The sequence below is a fragment of the Streptococcus oralis genome (assembly GCF_001579175.1).
Taxonomy (GTDB): domain Bacteria; phylum Bacillota; class Bacilli; order Lactobacillales; family Streptococcaceae; genus Streptococcus; species Streptococcus oralis_O.
In genome coordinates this window covers 239,862-261,003 of the sequence record NZ_KQ970760.1, presented here as the reverse complement: position 1 = coordinate 261,003, position 21,142 = coordinate 239,862, and the positions used below count along the sequence as shown (strand labels likewise).

The following is a 21,142-nucleotide window of genomic DNA, read 5'->3' as shown; positions in this document are numbered from 1 at the left end:
CAATATACAACTTGATGATATCATATTTCCTAGTCTATGGCAAATAAAATGACTTATTTTTTATTCTAAATTTAAAATAAATATTTTCCAAAAATACAACAATTTTCAGACTCTTTGACTTGTAAAATAAGATGTATCAAGCTATCATAGGTCACACACTATATTTCTTGTTCGATTGGTATATTAATTCAAACTAACTTTGCATGTATATTTTATTTTCTTTTATTACAAACTTCCTTCTAATACAGAATACAATTTACTTGCTTCATTAAGTCACTCTCCAGCTCATTAGCTTTATTTTAAATCCCAGTCAATTAAAAGCTCTAGCTAGTTCATAACTCTAAAAATAACTATCTCTATTTTGGACAGAATAAAATAGATAGCAAGTAACATTCCTTAAAAGAGAGGGACTTTCTATCCACTTCATTCTCCCTAACTGTGCTATACTTAATTTATACTCAATGAAAATCAAAGAGCAAACTAGGAAACTAGCCGCAGGCTGTACTTGAGTACGGCAAGGCGACGTTGACGCGGTTTGAATTTGATTTTCGAAGAGTATTAGTACATTCTTTGAGATTGGAGCTAGTATGAAAATCCATAAAACTGTGAATCCTGTTGCCTATGAAAACACCTATTACCTAGAAGGTGAAAAACACCTCATCGTCGTCGATCCTGGCAGCCATTGGGAAGCCATTCGTCAGACAATAGAGAACTTCAACAAACCTATCTGTGCTATTCTCTTGACCCATGCTCATTATGACCATATCATGAGTCTGGACCTAGTTCGTGAGACTTTTGGCAATCCTCCTGTCTATATCGCAGAGAGTGAAGCCAGCTGGATCTATACTCCCGTCGATAATCTCTCTGGGCTACCTCGCCACGATGATATGGCAGATGTGGTCGCAAAACCAGCTGAACACACCTTTGTCTTTCATGAGGAATATCAATTGGAGGAATTTCGTTTCACTGTCTTGCCAACACCAGGGCACTCTATCGGCGGTGTTTCCCTAGTCTTTCCTGATGCTCACCTAGTCTTGACAGGAGATGCCCTATTCCGTGAAACAATCGGAAGAACTGATCTTCCAACTGGTAGTACAGAGCAGCTACTCCATAGTATCCAGACCCAACTCTTCACCCTACCAAACTACGATGTTTATCCAGGACATGGGCCAGCTACTACTATTGCTCACGAAAAGACCTTTAATCCTTTTTTCTAGCAAGCAAAAAACCAAGGAATTTTTTCTCCTTGGTTTTTGTGTACTGCTATTCAATTCTCCATTCTTTGATTTTAGAATCTAGTCTAGTATTGAATTTCATCAAATACTAGTTGACTGGCTCAAATTCTTTCCAATCAAATTTAGCTAAATCAAGTTCATTAGAAGAAATCTCTAAGATTTGCTCTGGCTTTTGATCACTACCAATTTGAAAGATTCCTTCTTTAATCTTCTGTACTCCGTCTTTATCAAAAGCATATAGACTTAAGTTCATTTCTGGTCGTGTTGACTGCCAGTCTGCATATCTGACTTGGCCATTTTCATAAATGACTAGACTAGAACGAAAGCCTCCCGCAGAAGCTACATAAGCTGTATGAAGCAACTTTGGTTGCTTATTCTCTAAATAGTAAATGGCCCCTATATATTTTTTATCTCCAATAATCATTTCATCTTGACCATCATTATTTAAATCAGTAAACACATAATGAAGACTAGCTGGTTTATCGTAGGTGCTTAGTGTAAAGATATAGCCATACTCTTCAGAAAAAATCTTATTCTGTTTCAACTTTTCATACAAGGATTCTCGGTCACCACTACTTAAAAGAGCCTGATAGTGATTGTAGCGATCTATTACTTCCTCGTACAAATCTTTTCCTGTTTTACTTTTCTTTTCCACTGTTGTTGACGGAGTTGACATTGAAGAACTTGTACTAGTTTGGCTCTCTGACTTCGTAGAGGTTTCCTTCTGTTCCTCTTTGGTAGAAGATGATTGTCTTGCCGAAGGTTCTATTTGTTCATCTTTTTTGTTTGCACCACAAGATGCTAAAACAAAAACAGTAAGAACAGCTGAAAATATCATTAAAAATTTCTTCATATTAACCTCTTTAACCCATCCTATATAGATTTACGGATTTTAGTATTAGATTCGATTCATTACCAAATAATGACGCGGTCTTCTGGTGAACGCCACATACCATCTCCTTCTTTGACATCATAGGTTGTAAAGAAATCATCGAAGTTTGGTACTTGCACATTGACACGGAGTTTGGCTGGTGCGTGTACATCAACGCTGGCCAAAAGTTTCATAAATTCTGGACGACCTTTCATGCGCCAGATACGACCGAAGTTGTAGAAGAATTCTTCTGCTGAGAAGTCTGGTTCTCTCTTAGCTGCTTCAAGCGCTGCAGCGATTCCTCCTAAGTCAGCCACGTTTTCTGACACAGTCAATTTACCGTTAATGGTTGCTCCATAAGAATCTTGTCCATCAAATTGGTCAATAACTTTTTGTGTTTTCTCCTTGAAGGCAGCATAGTCGCTCTCTGTCCACCAATCTTTGAGACTACCATTTTCATCAAAGGACGCTCCGTTGGTATCAAAGGCGTGGGAAATTTCATGGGCAATAACCGCCCCAATACCACCGTAGTTAGCAGAAGATGACTGATGCAAGTCATAGAAAGGAGCCTGTAAAATAGCCGCTGGGAAGACGATCAGGTTCTTCTGTGGATTGTAATAGGCATTGACCATATGAGCAGGCATGCCCCATTCCTTGTAGTCTACAGGCTGATTCCACTTGCTCCAACTGTGTTTGATTTCCACACGCGCAAAGGCTAGAGCATTGTCAAAAAGACTAGCAGTCTCATCCACTACCTTGTCCTTGTAGCGTTCTGGCAATTCTTCTGGGTAACCGATATAAGGCTTGATAACATTGAGTTTAACGATGGCCTTGTCACGAGTTTCAGGAGTCAGCCAGTCATTTTTAGCCAAGCGTTCCTTATAAACATCGATCATAGTCGCCACTTTTTTCTCTACATCTGCCTTAGCTTCTGGGGAGAATTTTTCATGCGCGTACCAGAGACCAAGGGCTTGCTTGAAAGGACCTTGAGCCAAGTGATAAGCTGCCTTGACCTTGTCCTGAGCTTCTGGAACACCTGAAAGAGCACGACCATAAGCACCTGACAAGATACGAATCTCGTCTGTGAGATAGCTTGTTGAGAGATTGACAACGCCCAAAATCAAGGTTGCTTTAAGTAGAGGCCACGCTTCTTCACTATAGAATTGGTCTGCTGCTTGCCAGAAACGCTCCTCGTCTACGATAACCTTATCTGGAGTTTGTCCAAGAACTGCTTGGAAGAAGTCATCTAGAGGTAGGGCAGGGGCGAATTTCTTGAAATCTTCATAAGCGTATGGATGGTAGAGTTTGGCATATTCTGAACTTTCTTCGTTAGAAAGCACCACAGCCGCGATACGACGGTCCAATTCCAATCGTTTCTCTAATAAGTCTGCGATTTCCTCATCTGAAAAATCATAGGCTTTGAGAAGATTTGTGGTACTTTCCTTCCACAAACCTAGCAACTCCTCACGTTGAGGATGGTCTTCCGCATAGTAAGTCGTATCTGGCAAGATTGTTCCTGGTGCACTTGCCCAGAGAACATTGGTTCTGGCATCCATAAAGTCTGGTGAAACACCAAAAGGAAGGAAGTTTGGTTTACCAGCTAGTTCAAACTCTGCCAGTTTGCTGGTAAAATCTGCAAAGCTCTCCAAATCTTGGTATTCCTTGAGCATTGGCAAAACAGGCTTGATCCCATCTGCTTCTCTCTTATCAAAATCACGTACCATACGATGGTACTTAACAAAGTTTGCGAGAATAGCATCCTCTGGAACCTCTTCACCTGCCAACCACTTGTCCGTAGTCGCCAGCATCAACTCTTCAATTTCCTCATCAAGGTCAATAAAACCACCTGTTCGAGATTTATCAGCTGGAATCACAGCTGTTTTTTCCCATTCGCCATTAATAGCGTCATAAAAATCATCTTGATAACGTGTCATCTTGTTCTCGCTTTCATATTTTCACTTATTCCTAGCTTAGCAAAAAAATCTAGGGAATGCAATCAAAAATAAATTTCTTATATCTTTCATTTTATTGTCATTTTATTAAATTTTTCAAAAATTAACTTGACTTAATTTTTTTTTAATGTATATTAAATACGGGAGGAAAACAACTGTATGATACGTATCGAAAACCTCAGCGTCTCCTACAAAGAAACGCTGGCACTAAAGGATATCTCACTAGTGCTCCACGGACCAACTATTACCGGAATTATTGGTCCAAATGGTGCTGGAAAATCAACTTTATTAAAAGGTATGTTGGGAATTATCCCACACGAAGGTCAGGCCTATCTCGATGACAAAGAAGTCAAGAAATCTTTACATCGAGTTGCCTATGTCGAGCAAAAAATCCATATCGACTACAATTTCCCTATCAAGGTCAAGGAATGTGTCTCACTGGGACTCTATCCATCCATCCCGCTCTTCCACACTTTAAAGGCCAGCCACTGGAAAAAAGTGGCGGATGCACTTGAAATCGTTGGACTCTCAGACTATGCTGATCGCCAAATCAGTCAGCTCTCTGGAGGACAATTCCAACGTGTTTTGATTGCCCGCTGCTTAGTGCAGGAAGCTGACTACATCTTTTTAGATGAGCCTTTCGCTGGAATTGACTCGATCAGTGAAGAGATTATCATGAATACGCTGAGAGACCTTAAAAAAGCTGGTAAAACAGTTCTCATCGTCCATCATGACCTCAGCAAAGTCCCCCATTATTTCGACCAAGTTATGCTTCTCAATCGAGAATTAATAGACCTTGGTCCAACTGAAGAAACCTTTACCGAAGCCAATCTCAAAAAAGCTTATGGTAGTAAGCTCTTCTTTAATGGAGGTGACCTATGATAGCAGAATTTATCGATGGATTGCAACATTTCCATTTCCTACAAAATGCCTTGATAACAGCTATAGTCATCGGGGTGGTTGCTGGAGCTGTAGGATGTTTTATCATCTTACGTGGAATGTCTCTCATGGGGGATGCCATCTCTCATGCAGTTTTACCCGGCGTAGCCCTTTCCTTTATCTTGGGAATTGATTTCTTTATTGGAGCGATTATCTTTGGCTTGATGGCTTCCATCATCATTACCTACATCAAGGGAAACTCTATCATCAAGAGTGACACTGCCATTGGTATTACCTTTTCATCTTTCTTAGCCTTAGGTGTCATCTTGATTAGTGTTGCCAAGAGTTCGACAGACCTCTTCCATATCCTTTTTGGGAATATCCTCGCTGTCCAAGATACGGATATGTGGATCACCATTGGTGTGGGTGCATTGATTCTCTTGATTATCGGGATTTTCTTTAAACAACTATTGATTACATCCTTTGACGAACTCCTAGCTAAAGCCATGGGAATGCCCGTTAATTTCTACCACTATCTGCTCATGGTGCTCTTGACCCTTGTGTCCGTCACCGCCATGCAAAGTGTTGGGACTATTCTTATCGTGGCCATGTTGATTACCCCAGCTGCGACGGCTTACCTTTATGCTAATAGCCTAAAGAGCATGATTTTTCTTTCATCAACCCTAGGGGCAACCGCTTCTGTCTTGGGACTCTTTATCGGCTATAGTTTCAATCTCGCAGCGGGATCCAGCATCGTGCTCACATCCGCCAGCTTCTTTCTAATCAGTTTCTTTATCTCTCCAAAGCAACGATACTTGAAACTGAAAAACAAAAAAATCATTAAATAACGGGGAAACCCTTCTGGAGGAATCTAATGAAAAAATTAGGTACTTTGCTTATTCTTTTTCTTTCTATCATTGGATTAGCTGCCTGTGCTAGCGGGAAAAAAGATACAGCATCTACAAACCAAAAACTAAAGGTTGTAGCGACTAACTCAATCATCGCTGATATTACCAAAAATATCGCTGGTGACAAGATTGATCTTCACAGTATCGTTCCTGTTGGTCAAGATCCACACGAGTACGAACCACTTCCTGAAGACGTTAAGAAAACTTCTCAAGCTGACTTGATTTTCTATAACGGAATCAATCTTGAAACTGGTGGCAATGCTTGGTTTACTAAATTGGTTGAAAATGCCAAGAAAACTGAGAACAAGGACTACTTTGCAGTCAGTGATGGTGTTGAAATTATCTACCTTGAAGGTGAAAGCGAAAAAGGAAAAGAAGACCCACACGCTTGGCTCAATCTTGAAAATGGGATGATTTATGCGAAAAACATCGCAAAACAGTTGATTGCAAAAGATCCTAGCAACAAGGAATTCTACGAAAAAAATCTCAAAGACTATACTGAAAAGCTAGACAAACTGGACAAGGAAGCCAAAGAGAAATTTAACAATATCCCTGCTGAAAAGAAACTCATCGTAACCAGCGAAGGATGCTTCAAATACTTCTCTAAAGCTTACGGAGTTCCAAGTGCCTACATCTGGGAAATCAACACAGAAGAAGAAGGAACACCTGAACAAATCAAGACATTGGTTGAAAAGCTTCGCCAAACAAAAGTTCCATCACTCTTCGTTGAATCAAGTGTCGATGACCGTCCAATGAAGACTGTTTCACAAGACACAAATATTCCAATTTACGCACAAATCTTTACTGACTCAATCGCTGAAGAAGGTAAAGAAGGTGACAGCTACTACAGCATGATGAAATACAACCTTGACAAGATTGCTGAAGGTTTGTCAAAATAATCCATTAAAAAACGTCGTTCTCACCGAATTGGCGTTTTTTCAATTTCCGGTCAAATCATTGGAAAAATCTGACAATTCTCGGTAAAATAAAAGAAAAAAGAATGGAGTAGTTTCATGACCACTTTTCTCGGAAACCCTGTAACTTTTACAGGTAAACAACTGCAAGTCGGAGACAAGGCACTTGACTTTTCTCTCACTACAACCGATCTCTCTAAAAAAACGCTAGCTGACTTTGATGGAAAGAAAAAAGTCTTGAGTGTTGTCCCTTCTATCGATACTGGTATCTGTTCAACGCAAACACGTCGATTCAACCAGGAACTTGCCAACCTTGACAACACCGTCGTTCTTACCGTTTCTATGGACCTACCATTTGCCCAAGGACGCTGGTGCGGGGCTGAAGGCCTTGACAATGCCATCATGCTTTCAGACTACTTTGACCATTCTTTCGGGCGCGATTATGCCCTCTTGATCAACGAATGGCATCTCCTTGCACGTGCCGTCTTTGTTCTCGATACTGACAATGTCATCCGTTATGTAGAATACGTTGACAATATCAACACGGAGCCAAACTTTGAAGCTGCTATTGCTGCAGTTAAAGAACTAGACTAAAATCACAAGCATTATGACAGAAAGCTAGAGAAATCTAGCTTTTTTTGGTATACTAGATGGAGAATATACAAGAGGAAACGAATGACTCCAAATAAAGAAGATTATTTAAAATGTATTTATGAAATCGGTACGGACATGCAAAAAATCACCAACAAAGAAATTGCTGCCCGTATGCAGGTCTCTCCACCTGCTGTAACAGAGATGATCAAACGCATGAAAAGTGAAAATCTCATCCTCAAGGATAAGGAGAACGGCTATCTATTGACAGATATTGGCCTCAAACTGGTCTCTGAGCTCTATCGTAAACACCGTTTGATTGAAGTCTTTCTAGTTCACCATCTAGACTATACTAGCGATCAAATCCACGAAGAAGCTGAGGTCCTAGAGCACACTGTCTCTGACCTATTTGTAAAGAGACTGGATAAACTGCTCGGTTTCCCTCAAACCTGCCCCCACGGTGGAACCATACCTGCCGAGGGAGAACTTTTGGTTGAAATTAATAACCTGCCACTAGCGGCCGTCCAGGAAGCTGGAACCTATCTCCTGACTCGCGTTCATGATAGCTTTGAACTACTCAAATATCTAGAAAAGCACGCAATTCATATCGGTGACCAACTTCAAGTCAAGCAGTTTGATGGCTTTTCCAATAGCTTTACTCTGGTCAACAAAAACGAAGACCTCCAAGTTAGTATGGATATCGCCAAACAACTCTATGTCGAAAAAATCAACTAACCCCTTATTCCTGAAAGAAATTCCTTTCAGGGATTTTTTATTATGTTAGTTGCAACTCCCATTTGTTTGGTGTAGAATGAAGATAGATAAAAGAGGGAGGTCTTCCTATGAAAAAGCTCTTTAGAATCCATTTCGCAGCCATTGCAGTCAGCGATTTGCTACTATTAGCAATTTTTATCTCCAAAACCGATCTCTCTGTAGACTGGCTCCTGCTCTCTGGTTTTATTTTCATCCTTGCTCAGGGACTACTGCTATTTCGCTTGGTCAACCGACTCAAACATCATTTCGTTGAGATTTATCCTCAAATCAATAAAAAGTTTCGCTTCTACTATTTAGGAGTAGCCATCAGCGATTTTCTATTATTTGTCCTCTTAGCCTTCGCTAGTTCTCAGCGACTTTCCTCTCTTATGCCAATCGTCACTGGTTGTCATTCTACTTTATATTATATAACGGCTAGCCACCTAAGAGAAAACTATCCAGACTTTTACAACAAACATACCTCTTTATGGGAGTGTCTATAAACAAAAACCAAGCCAGCTAGCTTGGTTTTCTTATCTATTTTTAGTATCAAGAATGATGGTAACTGGTCCATCATTTACCAGCTCCACCTGCATATCCGCTCCAAAGATGCCTGTCTGAACGGGCACTTCCTGAGCTAGCTTTTGGTTGAGAGCCTCATAGAAGGCAGATGCCCTATCCGGCTTGGCTGCTCCTGTAAAAGCTGGACGATTGCCCTTCTTGGTATCCGCAAAGAGAGTAAACTGGGAAATAGAAAGGATTTCCCCCTCAATATCCTTGACAGACAGGTTCATCTTGCCTTCCACATCTGAAAAAATCCGCATGTTAATGAGCTTTCTCACAGCATAGTCCAAATCTTCCTCTTGGTCCTCTGGGCCAACACCGACCAGTAATAAGAGCCCCTGGTTGATTTTACCCTGAACCTGACCTTCGATACTGACTTGGGCTTTTTTAACCCGTTGGATAATGATTTTCATAAGCGCCTTTCTATTCAATTATCCGTTGGTACGTTTGACAGAGTAGACCTCTGGCACACTCTTAATCTTGTCCACGACTGTGGTTAGTGTAGAGAGGTTGGAAATACCAAAGGAGACATGGATATTGGCAAATTTCATATCCTTTGTTGGTTGGGCGTTAACGGTTGAGATATTCTTAGTTGTGTTGGAAAGAACTTGCAGAACATCATTTAAGAGACCTGTACGGTTGAGGCCGTAGATATCGATGTGAGCGATATATTCCTTACTTGAGTACTGGTCTTCCCATTCCACATCAAGGAGACGTTGTTCGTAGTTTTCTTGGGCGCGAAGGTTCATACAGTCCACACGGTGAATGGCCACACCACGGCCCTTGGTGATGTAGCCGACAATATCGTCACCCGGAACGGGATTGCAACACTTGGCAATCCGAACGAGGAGTCCTGAGGCACCTTCAATGACCACACCACCCTCATGCTTGACCTTGAGGGTTTCTTTATTTTCAACCTTTACCTCGCCACCTTTGACAAGCTCTTCTGCTTCCGCCTTGGCCTTGGCACGCTCTTCCTCACGGCGTTCCTTTTCAGTCAGACGATTAAAGACCGTAATAGCACCGATTTCTCCAAAACCAATGGCCGCAAAGAGAGATTCTTCTGTCTTGTAGCTAGTTTTTTGAAGGACTTGGTCCATGTGACGCTTGTCCATAAATTTATTGGCTACATAGCCGTTTTCTTGGAACTGAGCTATGAGCATTTCACGGCCCTTGTTAACGGACAATTCCTTATCTTGGTTTTTAAAGAACTGACGAATCTTGTTGCGTGCCTTGCTGGTCTTGACCATGTTGAGCCAGTCACGACTCGGGCCAAAGGAGTTGGGGTTGGTGACGATTTCGACCTGATCCCCAGTTTTGAGCTTGGTTGTCAGAGGAACCATACGACCATTGACCTTGGCACCAGTTGCTTTTTCACCGACTTTGGTATGAATTTCATAGGCAAAGTCAATCGGTCCTGAATCTTTCGGCAGGGAGCGAACCGCACCATCTGGAGTAAAGACGTAAATCTCCTCCGCCAGATAGTTTTCTTTAACAGAGTCCACAAATTCCTTGGCATCATCAGCTTGGTCTTGGAGCTCCATCATCTCCTTAATCCAGTTCATCCCAATAGCAGATTCCTTGCTATTGACCTGCCCTTTAATGCCTTTCTTATAAGCCCAGTGAGCTGCTACCCCGTACTCAGCCACTTCGTGCATTTCCTTGGTCCGAATCTGGAATTCAATCGGCCCTTTTGGCCCATAAACAGTCGTATGGATAGACTGGTAACCGTTGGCCTTACGATTAGCGATATAGTCTTTGAAGCGGCCCGGCATAGGTTTCCAAAGTTCATGCACATAACCCAGCATGGCGTAAACATCACTCTGGGTATCTAAGATACAGCGAATGGCAATCAGGTCATAAATTTCCTCAAAACGTTTCTTCTTATCCTGCATCTTGCGATAAATCGAATAGATATGCTTAGGACGACCATAGATTTTCCCTTTGAGATTGCGTTCGGTAGCATAGTCCTCCAACTTGGTTACGACTTCGTCAACCAAAGCCTCACGTTCTCTGCGTTTCTCCTTCATCATGTGGGTAATCTTGTAAAACTCAGTTGGATTGAGGTAACGGAAAGATAGATCTTCCAACTCCCACTTGACACTGGAAATCCCTAGACGATGAGCAAGTGGTGCATAGATTTCCATGGTCTCTCTAGAAATACGTTCCTGCTTGTCTTTTCGTAGATGGTTAAGCGTTCTCATGTTATGCAAGCGGTCAGATAGTTTAACCAAGATAACGCGGATATCCTCAGACATGGCCATGAGCATCTTGCGGTGATTTTCCGCTAATTGCTCCTCGATCGATTTGTACTCCACCTTACCAAGCTTGGTCACTCCATCAACAATAATGCGAACATCATGACCAAACTCTTTCTCTAAATCATCCAATGTCGCATCCGTATCCTCAACTACGTCATGCAAAAATCCACAGGCAACCGTCACGGCATCTAGCTTGAGTTTAGCTAAAATCCCTGCCACCTGAATGGGATGAATAATATAGGGCTCGCCAGATTTACGGTATTGACCACTATGGCATTCAACGGCGTAAACCAAGGCTTTATGTACAAAAGCAACATCTTCTTTTGATAAATATTTTTGCGTTAAAGCGACAACCTCATCGCCCGTCAAATTCACTTCTTTCGGCATCTATTCTCTCCAATTCTTCCTACCATTTTATCACTTTTTTAAGAATATTAAAACTAGAAAAGCCTGTTTTCATGCCTAGCCTATGCATTTAAAAGAAAAAGCACTGCAAGAGAAACTCTGCAGTGCTTTGCTATTCTATTTATTCATCTTAGTAGATTGTTTTCTCAGTTTCTACGTCGAAGAAGTGCGCTTTGTTCAAGTCAAATCCAAGTTCAACTGTTGCACCTGTTTGCAAGTAGTCACGAGCATCCACTTTTGCAACAAATTCATCTTTACCAACTTGGCAGTAAAGGTGAGATTCTGAACCAAGCAATTCTGATACAGAGATAGTTGCTTTAACCACTGATTCTGGGAATGTTTCAAGGAAAGCAGGTTCTGCATTCACATCTTCTGGACGGATACCGAAGATCAATTCTTTACCTTCGTAGCCTTTATCACGAAGAACTTTCAATGCTCCTTCTGGAACTTTCAAGCGGAAACCGTCAGAAACAATTTCGCTACCAACCAATTTCACGTTGATGAAGTTCATAGCTGGGCTTCCGATAAATCCTGCAACGAATTTGTTAACTGGGTTTTTGTAAACTTCTTGAGGAGTACCGATTTGTTCTACACGTCCGATAGTACCTGTACCAGCAGGGTTCTTAGTAGCTGACATGATAACGATACGGTCTGCCAATGTCATCGCTTCTGTTTGGTCGTGCGTTACGTAGATGGTTGTAGCACCGATACGACGGTGGATCTTCGCAATTTCAGCACGCATAGATACACGAAGTTTGGCATCCAAGTTTGACAAAGGCTCGTCCATCAAGAACACTTTTGCATCACGGACGATCGCACGCCCCATGGCAACACGTTGACGTTGACCACCAGAAAGGTCAGCAGGTTTACGATCCAAGAACTCTTTCAAGCCAAGGATTGCTGCAGCTTCTTGCACACGTTTGTCGATATCTTCCTTGCTGTATTTACGCAATTTCAAACCGAAAGCCATGTTGTCATAAACAGTCATGTGTGGGTAAAGAGCGTAGTTTTGGAATACCATGGCGATGTCACGGTCTTTTGGAGCTACGTCGTTGACAACCACGCCATCGATAGATGCAGTACCTTCTGTAATGTCTTCAAGACCAGCGATCATACGAAGAGTTGTTGATTTACCACATCCTGAAGGACCTACGAAAACGATAAATTCCTTGTCTTTGATGTCCAAGTTGAAGTCTTCAACTGAGTAGTGTTCGCTGTTTGGATATTTTTTGTAAATGTTTTTAAGATTTAATTCTACCATGGAAGGTGAACTCCTTTTATTTTTTGATAGTTATATTATAAATGAAAACGCTTTACTTTTCTATGGCAAGGTGACCAAAAAAATAAAAAAGTTCTGTGCAACTTGCACAAAACTTTAAAGAATATCCGGTAAAATCAACTGATAACAAAGGGTGAGATCCGTCAACTCCTTCAACTGAAGTCCTGTCAATTCTTCCCATTTGTCAATCTTGTATTGGAGAGAATTTCGGTGCAGATAGAGTTGCTGGGCAGTTTTAGTTAAGACAGCACTGTTTTCCCAGAGAGAAAGAATGATCTCCTGAATCTGATCTTGGTCCAGAATCAACTGACGAAGGTAGTCTTTGATAATTCTATGGTCAACCAGCCCTTCCCCAAGACTCCAAAGATAGAGCTGTGAAAAGGTGTGTACACCTTGGTGACCCTGACGCCACCAAGTCTTAAACAAGTCCCGCTCTGCTTGGATTAAATCTGACAGAGCCTGATACCCAGTCTGTGACCAGACCTGCCCTAACATGATAGACAGACGAAGACCAAAATCATACTCTACTGCCTCAATCGTATCGGATAAGATTGAGCGAACAGAGCTGTATTTATCTTGCTGGAGAATAAAAACATAGTCCTGAACTCCGACCTGTAACACTGTCTGGCAGTTAGGAAAGAGGGTCTGCATCATATCCAGCCAAGAGGCTAGATTTTCCTGTTGGTAATAGGATAGATGGCAATAAACCAGTTGTATCTTTTTAAAAGTTTGAGGCGCCTGCCCCTTTCCCTCGATCAGATAGGAATACCAAGGATTGAGCGAACGAGCCTGCTCCTGCTGGGTTAAAAGGGTAATTAACTGCTTTTCACGCTCGCTGAGACCAGCTTCCTCCAGTAAAATCCACTGCTGAGAAGCTAAAGGGAGAGTGAGATAGCCTGGTTTCTCAATCGGCTGATCTGAAATCTGAGCTTCAGGAAACCAGTCTTGTAATTCTTTTGCAAGCATTTCTACTCCTCCACTTTTTGGATACACCACGAAATCAAGGTCTCTAGACGCCCCATATTTTCTGTCAAATGAAGATAGCCCATGACCGCTTCAAAACCAGTAGACATGCGGTAAGTCACCACATCCGCATTTTTAGCCTTTGTATGACTATTGGTATTGCGACCACGTTTGTAGATTTCTTCTTCTTTTTCCGTAAGGACTTGCTGCTCCAACATGAGGGCAATCAGGTGAGCCTGAGCCTTGGCTGAGACATACTTGGTCGCCTCTTGGTGGAGTTTATTGGGTTTGGTCAAGCCTTTGAGGATGAGGTGACGGCGAATATACATAGAATAAACCGCATCCCCTTCAAAAGCAAGAGCAATTCCGTTAATGAGATTGACATCAATCACGTGTCCACCTCACTCCATCCTTGGTGTCAAGGAGCTTAATCCCTTGAGCAGCCAGTTGGTCACGGATTTGGTCTGCTGTCGCAAAATCACGATTAGCACGCGCTTCTTGGCGTTTTTGGATCAAGGTTTCGATCTCTGCATCCAAAACTTCCTCAACAAAGACAATTCCGAAGACTTCTAACATAGCCGCAAGAGCTTCCTTGACACTTGCATCATAGTTGCCTGAATTGATCCATTTGGCCATTTCAAAGACAACTGTGATACCATTGGCAGCGTTGAAATCCTCATCCATAGCTGCAACAAACTTATCTTTAAAGGCTTGTAAGTCTTGAATATCTACAGTCCCAGAAAATGGTTGCTCGTAAGTGTTCTTTAGATACTTAAGATTGGTCTCGGCATCACGCACTGCCTTTTCTGTAAAGTTGATTGGCTTGCGGTAATGCTGAGTGGCAAAGAAGAAACGAAGGACTTGGCCATCGATGGTTTTGAGGGCATCATGTACAGTTATAAAGTTGCCCAAGGACTTGGACATCTTGACATTGTCGATATTAACAAAGCCATTGTGCATCCAGTAGTTAGCAAAAGTCTTGCCTGTTTTAGCTTCTGACTGGGCAATTTCATTGGTATGATGCGGAAACTCCAGATCGGCTCCACCACCGTGAATATCAATGGTATCTCCCAAAATCTCTGTCGACATAACCGAACACTCGATATGCCAGCCCGGACGACCAGGTTCCCAAGGACTATCCCAAGAAATCTCGCCTGGCTTGGCAGCTTTCCAGAGAGCAAAGTCCACAGGATTTTCCTTACGTGCCGTTTCTTCATCTGTTCGACCTGAAGCACCCAACTCCAAATCTTCCAAGGTTTTATTGGCTAACTTGGCATAGTTATGAGATTTTTCCACACGGAAGTAAACATCCCCTTGACTCTCGTAGGCAAAGCCTTTTTCAATCAAGTCAGCGACAAAACGAATGATGTCCTCCATAAACTCTACTACACGTGGATGGCGAGTCGCAGGCTTGACACCCAAGGCCGTCACATCCTCACGAAAGGCCGCGATGTACTTGTCCGCAACCTCCTGAGGTGTGATGCCTTCTTCCTTGGCGCGATTGATAATCTTATCATCTACATCTGTAAAATTGGAAATATAATTGACCTCAAATCCCCGATACTCAAAATAGCGGCGAACAGTGTCAAAAGCTACTGTTGAGCGGGCATTGCCGACGTGGATATAGTTGTAGACCGTAGGCCCACAGACATACATCTTAACCTTACCGTTCTCGATTGGGACAAATTCTCGCAAATCACGAGACATGGTGTCGTAAATTTTAATCATGCGGTCCACTCCCTTCTCTATTTCTGACTTTTTCGACTGAAAACCAGCTCTGCAAAAGGGCCAAATTGTCTGAGGCTATCCAGTTGGTAAAAGCGTTGCCCTTCCTCTTGGGTAAAGAGGGGAACCCCCTTTCCTAGGATAAGGGGCGCTATCTGAATAATGAGGTGGTCGAAAAGATCCGCATCCAAGAGCGGTCCTACCAAGGAATTACCACCAATCACAAAGACATTTTTGCCTTTGTCAATCTGTTGAACAAAGTCCACCACATCCCCAGCTACTGGCTGGTAATTGCTGACAGGCAGGTGCCTATCATGCGTAAAGACATAATTTTCCGTAGCTTGATAAAAACTTTCTACATCTTGCAAATCTTGGATTTCCTCAAAGGTCCGCTTGCCCATGATGGTGATATCCATTTGCCTGTAAAAGTCATCATAACCTGTATTCTCTACAGAACCAAGCTGATGCAGCCAGTCTATCCTGTGCTGGCTGTCTGCCAAGTAGCCATCCATGGTGATACAGCCGTAAAAATATACTGCCATTCTTGTAGTTACCTTTCTAGTTCCTTTGCTATTGTCAAAGCGATAGTGAAAAAAGTCATGGCATCAGCTGTCCGCTCTTCATGGCGGGCATCCCAGGCTCGGTTATGATGATCCACATAGTCAGCTGTGTAGAAGAACTGATAGACTTTACTCTTGCGGAATTGACTCCAAGCCATGATAGCTGAAGCTTCCATGTCCACCACTTGAGCTCCGGCAGCCAAGCGACGCTTGACCTTATCAGGCGTTTCTCGATAAAAGGCATCAGTCGTCCAAGACTTGGTGCGGATATGCTCGATATTGTGCTTATCAAAGATGGCTTCCAACTTAATCAACAGTGATTCGTTATAGGCGACTTCATCACCCGGTGGGGCATAGTGATAGCTAGTCCCTTCATCTCGCAATGCGGCCGCAGGCAAGATGATCTTATCTGCCTCAATTGAGCGGTCCAAAACGCCACAGGAACCTAAAATGATAAAATTTTTAAAGCCTCTAGCTACCAATTCCTCCAGTTGGCCAATCACTGATGGAGCTCCAATAAGCGCTGTCATGACCGCAACTTGATTTCCATCATAATTATATACATACCAAGGGAATTGACCGTTAAGATTTTTTAAATAGCCTCCTTGATAGACTTTTTCTGACTCAATCAAACGTTGCAGAATTTCTCCGTTAAAGGACAGGATGATGGTTTCACAAACCTCACCCTTGTCCATAATCTGCCTATCTGTTGGCTCAATAACCCCAGCTTCATCTTCAAATTCCTCTAATAGCATAAGTTCTCTTTCTTTAAAGCTTCTGCAAATCCAGCTTCATCTTTTCTATGCGGCGCAGCTTGGTCTCATCTTTTTTTGCTTCACTGATATAGCGAGCCCATTCGCGCTGGTGGCTAGGCGGCAGTTTTGTAAAGCGCTCCTTGGCGGGACCGTCCAAACCTTCTTTCAGTTCAAGGATTACCTGGTTCAAAATAGCATCTGATAAATCTGACATGTCGGTTCCTCCTGTCATATTTTACTTAGATAACTTTGCCAACCTTTTCTAAAGACTTGACGAATGGTGGCTGGCTTCACGGGCATGCTCTAGCTTGTCTAGATAGTATTTCCGTTTCTCCTCTACCTCGTGAATGGTTGGCTCGTCTTTCTCACCATGAACACGCACAATCTTAGCAGGAATACCGACAACCGTCACATCACTAGGAACATCTGCCACAACAACTGCTGCTGCACCGACTTTGGCATTTTCACCGATTTCAACGGGTCCAATGACTTGGGCATGAGCAGATATAAGCGCTCCTTTGCGAACGGTCGGATGGCGTTTCCCACAGTCTTTTCCAGTTCCCCCAAGAGTCACCCCATGATAGAGGAGAACTCCCTTCTCAACAATCGCTGTCTCCCCAATCACCAAGCCAGAACCATGGTCGATAAAGACACCTGATTCTATCTGAGCACCTGGATGAATCTCAATCTGAGTCCAGAAGCGCCAAAACTGACTGTGCATACGAGCCAAGAGTTTAAAGCCATGCTTCCAGAGAAAATGCGAGAGACGGTGGGCAGCCAAGGCCTTGACACCTGGGTAGGTCAGTAGAACCTCCAAAGTAGTGCGCGCCGCTGGATCATTTTCTTTTACGATATCAATGGTTTCGCGCCACCATCCCATACATTTCTCCTTTCTTATTCTGAATCTTTTGGTTTGTGTGTAAATTCTTTCTTCGGTTTGTGGTCCTTGTGATGACGTGGACGGTGAGGACGTTCAGACTTTTCACCTTTTTCATCACGCTCAGGTTTTGGTGGACGTGGAAGAAGAGCCTTCATAGAAGCATCAACACGTCCTTTTTCATCAATCTTGATAACTTTGACATCGACTTCGTCTCCAATAGCCACCAAGTCTTCGACATTATTGGTACGCGTCCAAGCCATTTCCGAAATGTGAACGAGGGCGTCTGTCTTGTCAAAGAGGTTAACAAAGGCACCGAATTTCTCGATACGAACAACCTTGGCATGGTAAACTTCATCCACTTTGGCTTCACGAACCAAGCCAGCAATGATTTCTTTGGCACGGTTAATAGCATCTTGATCGCTCGAGTAGATAGAAACATTTCCTTCTTCGTCGATATCAATCTTAACGCCTGTTTCAGCGATAATCTTGTCAATGGTTTCTCCACCTTTACCGATGACAATCTTAATCTTATCCACATCAATCTTGATGGTATCAATTTTTGGAGCAGTTGGCGCCAATTCTGGACGAACTTCTGGAATGATTGCTTCAATCACATCAAGGATTTCAAAACGCGCTTTTTTGGCTTGAGCAAGAGCCTCAGTCAAGATTTCTGCAGTAATCCCTTGGATTTTGATATCCATTTGAAGGGCTGTAATCCCGTCACGAGTACCAGCAACCTTGAAGTCCATGTCTCCAAAGTGGTCTTCCAATCCTTGGATATCTGTCAATACTGTGTAGTTGTTGCCGTCGGAGATGAGACCCATGGCAATCCCTGCTACTGGCGCCTTGATTGGCACACCACCAGCCATAAGGGCAAGAGTTCCCGCACAGATAGAGGCTTGAGAAGAAGAACCATTTGATTCCAAGACTTCTGCTACCAGACGGATAGCGTATGGGAATTCTTCCAAGCTTGGCAAGACTTGCGCAAGAGCACGCTCACCGAGAGCACCGTGACCGATTTCACGACGACCTGGCGCACCGTAACGACCTGTTTCCCCTACAGAGTATTGAGGGAAGTTGTAGTGGTGCATAAAGCGTTTCTTGTACTCTGGATCCAAACCATCGATGATTTGAGTTTCTCCCATTGGGGCTAAGGTCAAGACTGAAAGGGCTTGAGTTTGCCCACGAGTGAAGAGACCGGAACCGTGCACACGAGGAAGGAAGTCAACAACCGCATCCAAAGGACGGATTTCATCGACCTTACGACCGTCCGGACGAACCTTGTCTTCTGTGATCAAACGGCGCACTTCTGCGTGTTCCATTTGTTCCAAGATTTCAGCCACATCACGCATGATACGGTCAAATTCTTCGTGGTCTGCATATTTTTCTTCGTAAACTGCTGTGACTTGGTCTTTGACTGCTTGAGTTGCAGCTTCACGAGCCAATTTTTCTTCTACTTGGACCGCTTTTTGAAGGTCGCTGTTGTAGGCTGCGATGATTTCAGCTTGCAAGTCAGCATCTACATGAAGCAATTCTACTTCTGCTTTTTCTTTACCAACTGCCGCTACGATTTCTTCTTGGAAGGCAATCAATTCTTTGACAGCTTCGTGTCCTTTGAGAAGGGCTTCCAACATGATTTCTTCTGATAATTCTTTGGCACCAGACTCAACCATGTTGATAGCGTGTTTGGTCCCAGCTACTGTCAATTCAAGAAGCGATTGCTCTGCCTGTTCTTGACTTGGGTTGATGATGATTTGGCCATCTACATAACCTACTTGTACCCCAGCGATTGGTCCGTCAAATGGAATATCCGAAATAGAAAGTGCCAAGGATGAACCAAACATAGCCGCCATAGGTGCAGATGCATTTTCATCGTAAGAAAGAACCGTATTAATCACTTGCACTTCGTTACGGAAACCTTCCGCAAACATCGGGCGGATTGGACGGTCAATCAAACGCGCTGTCAAAGTCGCATCAGTTGAAGGACGTCCTTCACGCTTCATAAAGCCACCAGGAAACTTCCCAGCCGCATACATTTTTTCTTCGTAGTTGACTTGGAGAGGGAAGAAATCCCCAGTTGCCATCTTCTTAGACATAACGGCCGCAGTCAAGACAGTTGACTCACCGTAACGTACGACAACAGAGCCATTTGCTTGCTTAGCAACCTGACCAGTCTCTACAACCAACTCACGACCCGCAAAAGTCGTTTGAAACACTTGTTTTGTCATGTTAATCCCCTTTGGATTGATGATATTATACGCCTTGCCTACAAAGATCAAGATATTTTGGACGGTTCGGCTTGCCGAACATTTCTGTAGAAAAATAGGAAGGTGACGCCGCACTCGATGAATGCTAGGAAGCTTATCTTTTTTCCTAAGAAATGAGACAAAATTCAATTAAGTAGTTTTTTTGATATTTCACTGGAATAGTGCGGACGGGAGGTAAAAATATCCAGTGGATGATTTTAGAAATCCAGGGAATTTCATTCCTAATTTTTGAACACTTCGCCTTTTTATTTCTATGCTCAGGCTAAAATAGTTCCCCGAACTATTTTACTCTCAAAAATTCCGTCCTAGAAAATAACAGAGTTATTCTCTAGGATACCACTATAGCGTGAAATATCTTTTAACACTCACTTCGTTCGTATTTATTGTAGAACCAATTATCAGATTTTGATTAAAAATTAATCAACTATTAAAAAATCCTTAGTACCCTAAATACCCTCATCTTTGTATCAAGTACGTACAGAGTCTATTTTATCATATTTTTCTTAAAAAGTGCGGGCTTTTCTATTAAAAAGGAACCATTCCCCTCAACTGAGAAGAATGGTTTGCTTTTTATTACCCTAAAGACTGATGATTAAACAAGGCATGGGTTGCTTGGTGGATGTATTTAGCTGTTTCAGCATTGTTCATGGTGTAGAGATGCACACCTGCGACATCCTGGGTTACCAAGTCCACGATTTGATCCACTGCGTAGGCAAGTCCTGCTGCTCTGAGCGACTCAGGGTCATGCTCATACTTGTCTAAGATGGCCTTAAATTTACGTGGAAGGTGGATATTCTCACAAGTCTTCAAGAGACGAAGGGCTTGGTTACGGTTCAGAATGGGCATGATACCCGCATGAATAGGAACATCAATCCCTGCCAAGGTACACTTGTCTTGGAAATCATAGAAACGCTCATTGTCAAAGAAAAGTTGCGTTACGAGACTTGAACAGCCTGCATCCACTTTCTTCTTGAGATTTTGAATATCCGAGATCTGGTTTGGCGAGTCTGGGTGTCCCTCTGGGTAACAAGCTCCGACAATCTCAAAGTGAGGGGCTTGTTCCTTGATGAACTCGATCAAGTCCGTTGCGTAGCGGAAATCCTTTTGAGGCTCCACATCAGGGATAATATCCCCACGCAGGGCCAAGATTTTCTGTACCCCAACCTTATCCAAGTCTGCAATGGTTTCAGCAACTTTGTCCTTGGTCAGATAGATAGCTGGCAAGTGGGCAATAGTTGGAATCGCCAAATCATTCTGGATAAAGTCAGCCAAACGAACCGTCGTTTCCTTGATATTAAATTTATTATTGCTGGCAGTCACACTGATAAAGTGAGGTGCTAGCTCCTGCATATCTTGAAGAGCAGAAATAATCTTATCATT

Annotated in this window: 21 protein-coding genes; 7 read left to right on the top strand and 14 right to left on the bottom strand. The window is 42.7% G+C overall.

The window, feature by feature from the left end; genetic code table 11:
* Positions 1 to 587 precede the first annotated feature (587 nt).
* Entirely contained in the window at positions 588 to 1,217 is a 630-nt protein-coding gene (locus SORDD24_RS05560) for an MBL fold metallo-hydrolase (protein WP_061408453.1), read from the top strand.
* 106 nt (positions 1,218 to 1,323) lie between these two features.
* Here SORDD24_RS05560 and SORDD24_RS05555 read toward each other — a convergent pair whose 3' ends face one another.
* Complete coding sequence (locus SORDD24_RS05555) at positions 1,324 to 2,088, bottom strand: hypothetical protein (protein WP_061408450.1); 765 nt, start codon at positions 2,086 to 2,088, stop codon at positions 1,324 to 1,326.
* A gap of 59 nt (positions 2,089 to 2,147) precedes the next feature.
* Positions 2,148 to 4,040: a M13 family metallopeptidase gene (locus tag SORDD24_RS05550; protein ID WP_061408448.1), complete on the bottom strand. Its 1,893-nt coding sequence runs from the start codon at positions 4,038 to 4,040 to the stop codon at positions 2,148 to 2,150.
* A 177-nt stretch (positions 4,041 to 4,217) separates the two neighbouring features.
* Here SORDD24_RS05550 and SORDD24_RS05545 point away from each other — a divergent pair, with 177 nt between their 5' ends.
* The 6 genes from SORDD24_RS05545 to SORDD24_RS05520 all read left to right on the top strand — a co-directional run bounded on the left by SORDD24_RS05545 (position 4,218) and on the right by SORDD24_RS05520 (position 8,606).
* Entirely contained in the window at positions 4,218 to 4,940 is a 723-nt protein-coding gene (locus SORDD24_RS05545) for a metal ABC transporter ATP-binding protein (RefSeq protein ID WP_061408446.1), read from the top strand.
* Positions 4,937 to 5,785: a metal ABC transporter permease gene (locus tag SORDD24_RS05540; RefSeq protein ID WP_061408443.1), complete on the top strand. Its 849-nt coding sequence runs from the start codon at positions 4,937 to 4,939 to the stop codon at positions 5,783 to 5,785. Before SORDD24_RS05545 ends, SORDD24_RS05540 begins: the two co-directional genes overlap by 4 nt.
* A gap of 26 nt (positions 5,786 to 5,811) precedes the next feature.
* Positions 5,812 to 6,744, top strand: a complete 933-nt coding sequence (locus tag SORDD24_RS05535) for a metal ABC transporter substrate-binding protein (RefSeq protein ID WP_061408440.1) — start codon at positions 5,812 to 5,814, stop codon at positions 6,742 to 6,744.
* A gap of 114 nt (positions 6,745 to 6,858) precedes the next feature.
* Entirely contained in the window at positions 6,859 to 7,353 is a 495-nt protein-coding gene (gene tpx, locus SORDD24_RS05530; protein ID WP_033630265.1) for a thiol peroxidase, read from the top strand.
* An 81-nt stretch (positions 7,354 to 7,434) separates the two neighbouring features.
* Positions 7,435 to 8,085, top strand: coding sequence for a metal-dependent transcriptional regulator (locus SORDD24_RS05525; RefSeq protein ID WP_061408437.1), 651 nt, complete (start codon positions 7,435 to 7,437; stop codon positions 8,083 to 8,085).
* Between the two features lie 107 nt (positions 8,086 to 8,192).
* On the top strand, positions 8,193 to 8,606 hold the full coding sequence (locus SORDD24_RS05520; protein WP_061408434.1) for a hypothetical protein: 414 nt from the start codon (positions 8,193 to 8,195) through the stop codon (positions 8,604 to 8,606).
* A gap of 30 nt (positions 8,607 to 8,636) precedes the next feature.
* On the opposite strand, the gene dtd is transcribed toward SORDD24_RS05520, so the two are convergent.
* The 12 genes from dtd to metF all read right to left on the bottom strand — a co-directional run.
* Entirely contained in the window at positions 8,637 to 9,080 is a 444-nt protein-coding gene (gene dtd / locus SORDD24_RS05515) for a D-aminoacyl-tRNA deacylase (protein WP_061408431.1), read from the bottom strand.
* 18 nt (positions 9,081 to 9,098) lie between these two features.
* On the bottom strand, positions 9,099 to 11,315 hold the full coding sequence (locus tag SORDD24_RS05510) for a RelA/SpoT family protein (RefSeq protein WP_061408428.1): 2,217 nt from the start codon (positions 11,313 to 11,315) through the stop codon (positions 9,099 to 9,101).
* A gap of 148 nt (positions 11,316 to 11,463) precedes the next feature.
* Positions 11,464 to 12,594: an ABC transporter ATP-binding protein gene (locus SORDD24_RS05505; RefSeq protein WP_000229943.1), complete on the bottom strand. Its 1,131-nt coding sequence runs from the start codon at positions 12,592 to 12,594 to the stop codon at positions 11,464 to 11,466.
* 114 nt (positions 12,595 to 12,708) lie between these two features.
* Positions 12,709 to 13,578: a helix-turn-helix domain-containing protein gene (locus tag SORDD24_RS05500; RefSeq protein ID WP_061408425.1), complete on the bottom strand. Its 870-nt coding sequence runs from the start codon at positions 13,576 to 13,578 to the stop codon at positions 12,709 to 12,711.
* Positions 13,579 to 13,580: 2 nt separating this feature from the next.
* Positions 13,581 to 13,967, bottom strand: coding sequence for a Mini-ribonuclease 3 (locus SORDD24_RS05495; RefSeq protein ID WP_061408422.1), 387 nt, complete (start codon positions 13,965 to 13,967; stop codon positions 13,581 to 13,583).
* The gene (gene cysS, locus SORDD24_RS05490; RefSeq protein ID WP_061408417.1) at positions 13,960 to 15,303 is read right to left on the bottom strand and encodes a cysteine--tRNA ligase; all 1,344 of its coding nucleotides are present in this window, start codon (positions 15,301 to 15,303) and stop codon (positions 13,960 to 13,962) included. Before cysS ends, SORDD24_RS05495 begins: the two co-directional genes overlap by 8 nt.
* A gap of 17 nt (positions 15,304 to 15,320) precedes the next feature.
* Positions 15,321 to 15,842, bottom strand: coding sequence for a dihydrofolate reductase family protein (locus tag SORDD24_RS05485; RefSeq protein ID WP_061408414.1), 522 nt, complete (start codon positions 15,840 to 15,842; stop codon positions 15,321 to 15,323).
* An 8-nt stretch (positions 15,843 to 15,850) separates the two neighbouring features.
* Positions 15,851 to 16,615, bottom strand: coding sequence for a nucleoside phosphorylase (locus tag SORDD24_RS05480; RefSeq protein WP_061408411.1), 765 nt, complete (start codon positions 16,613 to 16,615; stop codon positions 15,851 to 15,853).
* 13 nt (positions 16,616 to 16,628) lie between these two features.
* Positions 16,629 to 16,847 carry a YdeI/OmpD-associated family protein gene (locus SORDD24_RS05475; RefSeq protein WP_061408407.1) on the bottom strand — a complete coding sequence of 73 codons (219 nt, stop codon included), beginning with the start codon at positions 16,845 to 16,847 and terminating at the stop codon, positions 16,629 to 16,631.
* Between the two features lie 30 nt (positions 16,848 to 16,877).
* Positions 16,878 to 17,495, bottom strand: coding sequence for a serine O-acetyltransferase (cysE, locus tag SORDD24_RS05470; RefSeq protein WP_061408404.1), 618 nt, complete (start codon positions 17,493 to 17,495; stop codon positions 16,878 to 16,880).
* A 14-nt stretch (positions 17,496 to 17,509) separates the two neighbouring features.
* Complete coding sequence (gene pnp, locus SORDD24_RS05465) at positions 17,510 to 19,723, bottom strand: polyribonucleotide nucleotidyltransferase (protein ID WP_061408401.1); 2,214 nt, start codon at positions 19,721 to 19,723, stop codon at positions 17,510 to 17,512.
* Positions 19,724 to 20,335: 612 nt separating this feature from the next.
* The coding region (gene metF / locus SORDD24_RS05460) for a methylenetetrahydrofolate reductase [NAD(P)H] (protein WP_231082686.1) at positions 20,336 to 21,142 on the bottom strand (807 nt) is incomplete at its 5' end.

Bases quoted from the DNA above. Each gene is read 5' to 3' on its own strand.
- SORDD24_RS05560 (WP_061408453.1), top strand. From the start codon at position 588: ATGAAAATCCATAAAACTGTGAATCCTGTTGCCTATGAAAACACCTAT.
- SORDD24_RS05555 (WP_061408450.1), bottom strand. From the start codon at position 2,088: ATGAAGAAATTTTTAATGATATTTTCAGCTGTTCTTACTGTTTTTGTT.
- SORDD24_RS05550 (WP_061408448.1), bottom strand. From the start codon at position 4,040: ATGACACGTTATCAAGATGATTTTTATGACGCTATTAATGGCGAATGG.
- SORDD24_RS05545 (WP_061408446.1), top strand. From the start codon at position 4,218: ATGATACGTATCGAAAACCTCAGCGTCTCCTACAAAGAAACGCTGGCA.
- SORDD24_RS05540 (WP_061408443.1), top strand. From the start codon at position 4,937: ATGATAGCAGAATTTATCGATGGATTGCAACATTTCCATTTCCTACAA.
- SORDD24_RS05535 (WP_061408440.1), top strand. From the start codon at position 5,812: ATGAAAAAATTAGGTACTTTGCTTATTCTTTTTCTTTCTATCATTGGA.
- tpx (WP_033630265.1), top strand. From the start codon at position 6,859: ATGACCACTTTTCTCGGAAACCCTGTAACTTTTACAGGTAAACAACTG.
- SORDD24_RS05525 (WP_061408437.1), top strand. From the start codon at position 7,435: ATGACTCCAAATAAAGAAGATTATTTAAAATGTATTTATGAAATCGGT.
- SORDD24_RS05520 (WP_061408434.1), top strand. From the start codon at position 8,193: ATGAAAAAGCTCTTTAGAATCCATTTCGCAGCCATTGCAGTCAGCGAT.
- dtd (WP_061408431.1), bottom strand. From the start codon at position 9,080: ATGAAAATCATTATCCAACGGGTTAAAAAAGCCCAAGTCAGTATCGAA.
- SORDD24_RS05510 (WP_061408428.1), bottom strand. From the start codon at position 11,315: ATGCCGAAAGAAGTGAATTTGACGGGCGATGAGGTTGTCGCTTTAACG.
- SORDD24_RS05505 (WP_000229943.1), bottom strand. From the start codon at position 12,594: ATGGTAGAATTAAATCTTAAAAACATTTACAAAAAATATCCAAACAGC.
- SORDD24_RS05500 (WP_061408425.1), bottom strand. From the start codon at position 13,578: ATGCTTGCAAAAGAATTACAAGACTGGTTTCCTGAAGCTCAGATTTCA.
- cysS (WP_061408417.1), bottom strand. From the start codon at position 15,303: ATGATTAAAATTTACGACACCATGTCTCGTGATTTGCGAGAATTTGTC.
- SORDD24_RS05485 (WP_061408414.1), bottom strand. From the start codon at position 15,842: ATGGCAGTATATTTTTACGGCTGTATCACCATGGATGGCTACTTGGCA.
- SORDD24_RS05480 (WP_061408411.1), bottom strand. From the start codon at position 16,615: ATGCTATTAGAGGAATTTGAAGATGAAGCTGGGGTTATTGAGCCAACA.
- SORDD24_RS05475 (WP_061408407.1), bottom strand. From the start codon at position 16,847: ATGACAGGAGGAACCGACATGTCAGATTTATCAGATGCTATTTTGAAC.
- cysE (WP_061408404.1), bottom strand. From the start codon at position 17,495: ATGGGATGGTGGCGCGAAACCATTGATATCGTAAAAGAAAATGATCCA.
- pnp (WP_061408401.1), bottom strand. From the start codon at position 19,723: ATGACAAAACAAGTGTTTCAAACGACTTTTGCGGGTCGTGAGTTGGTT.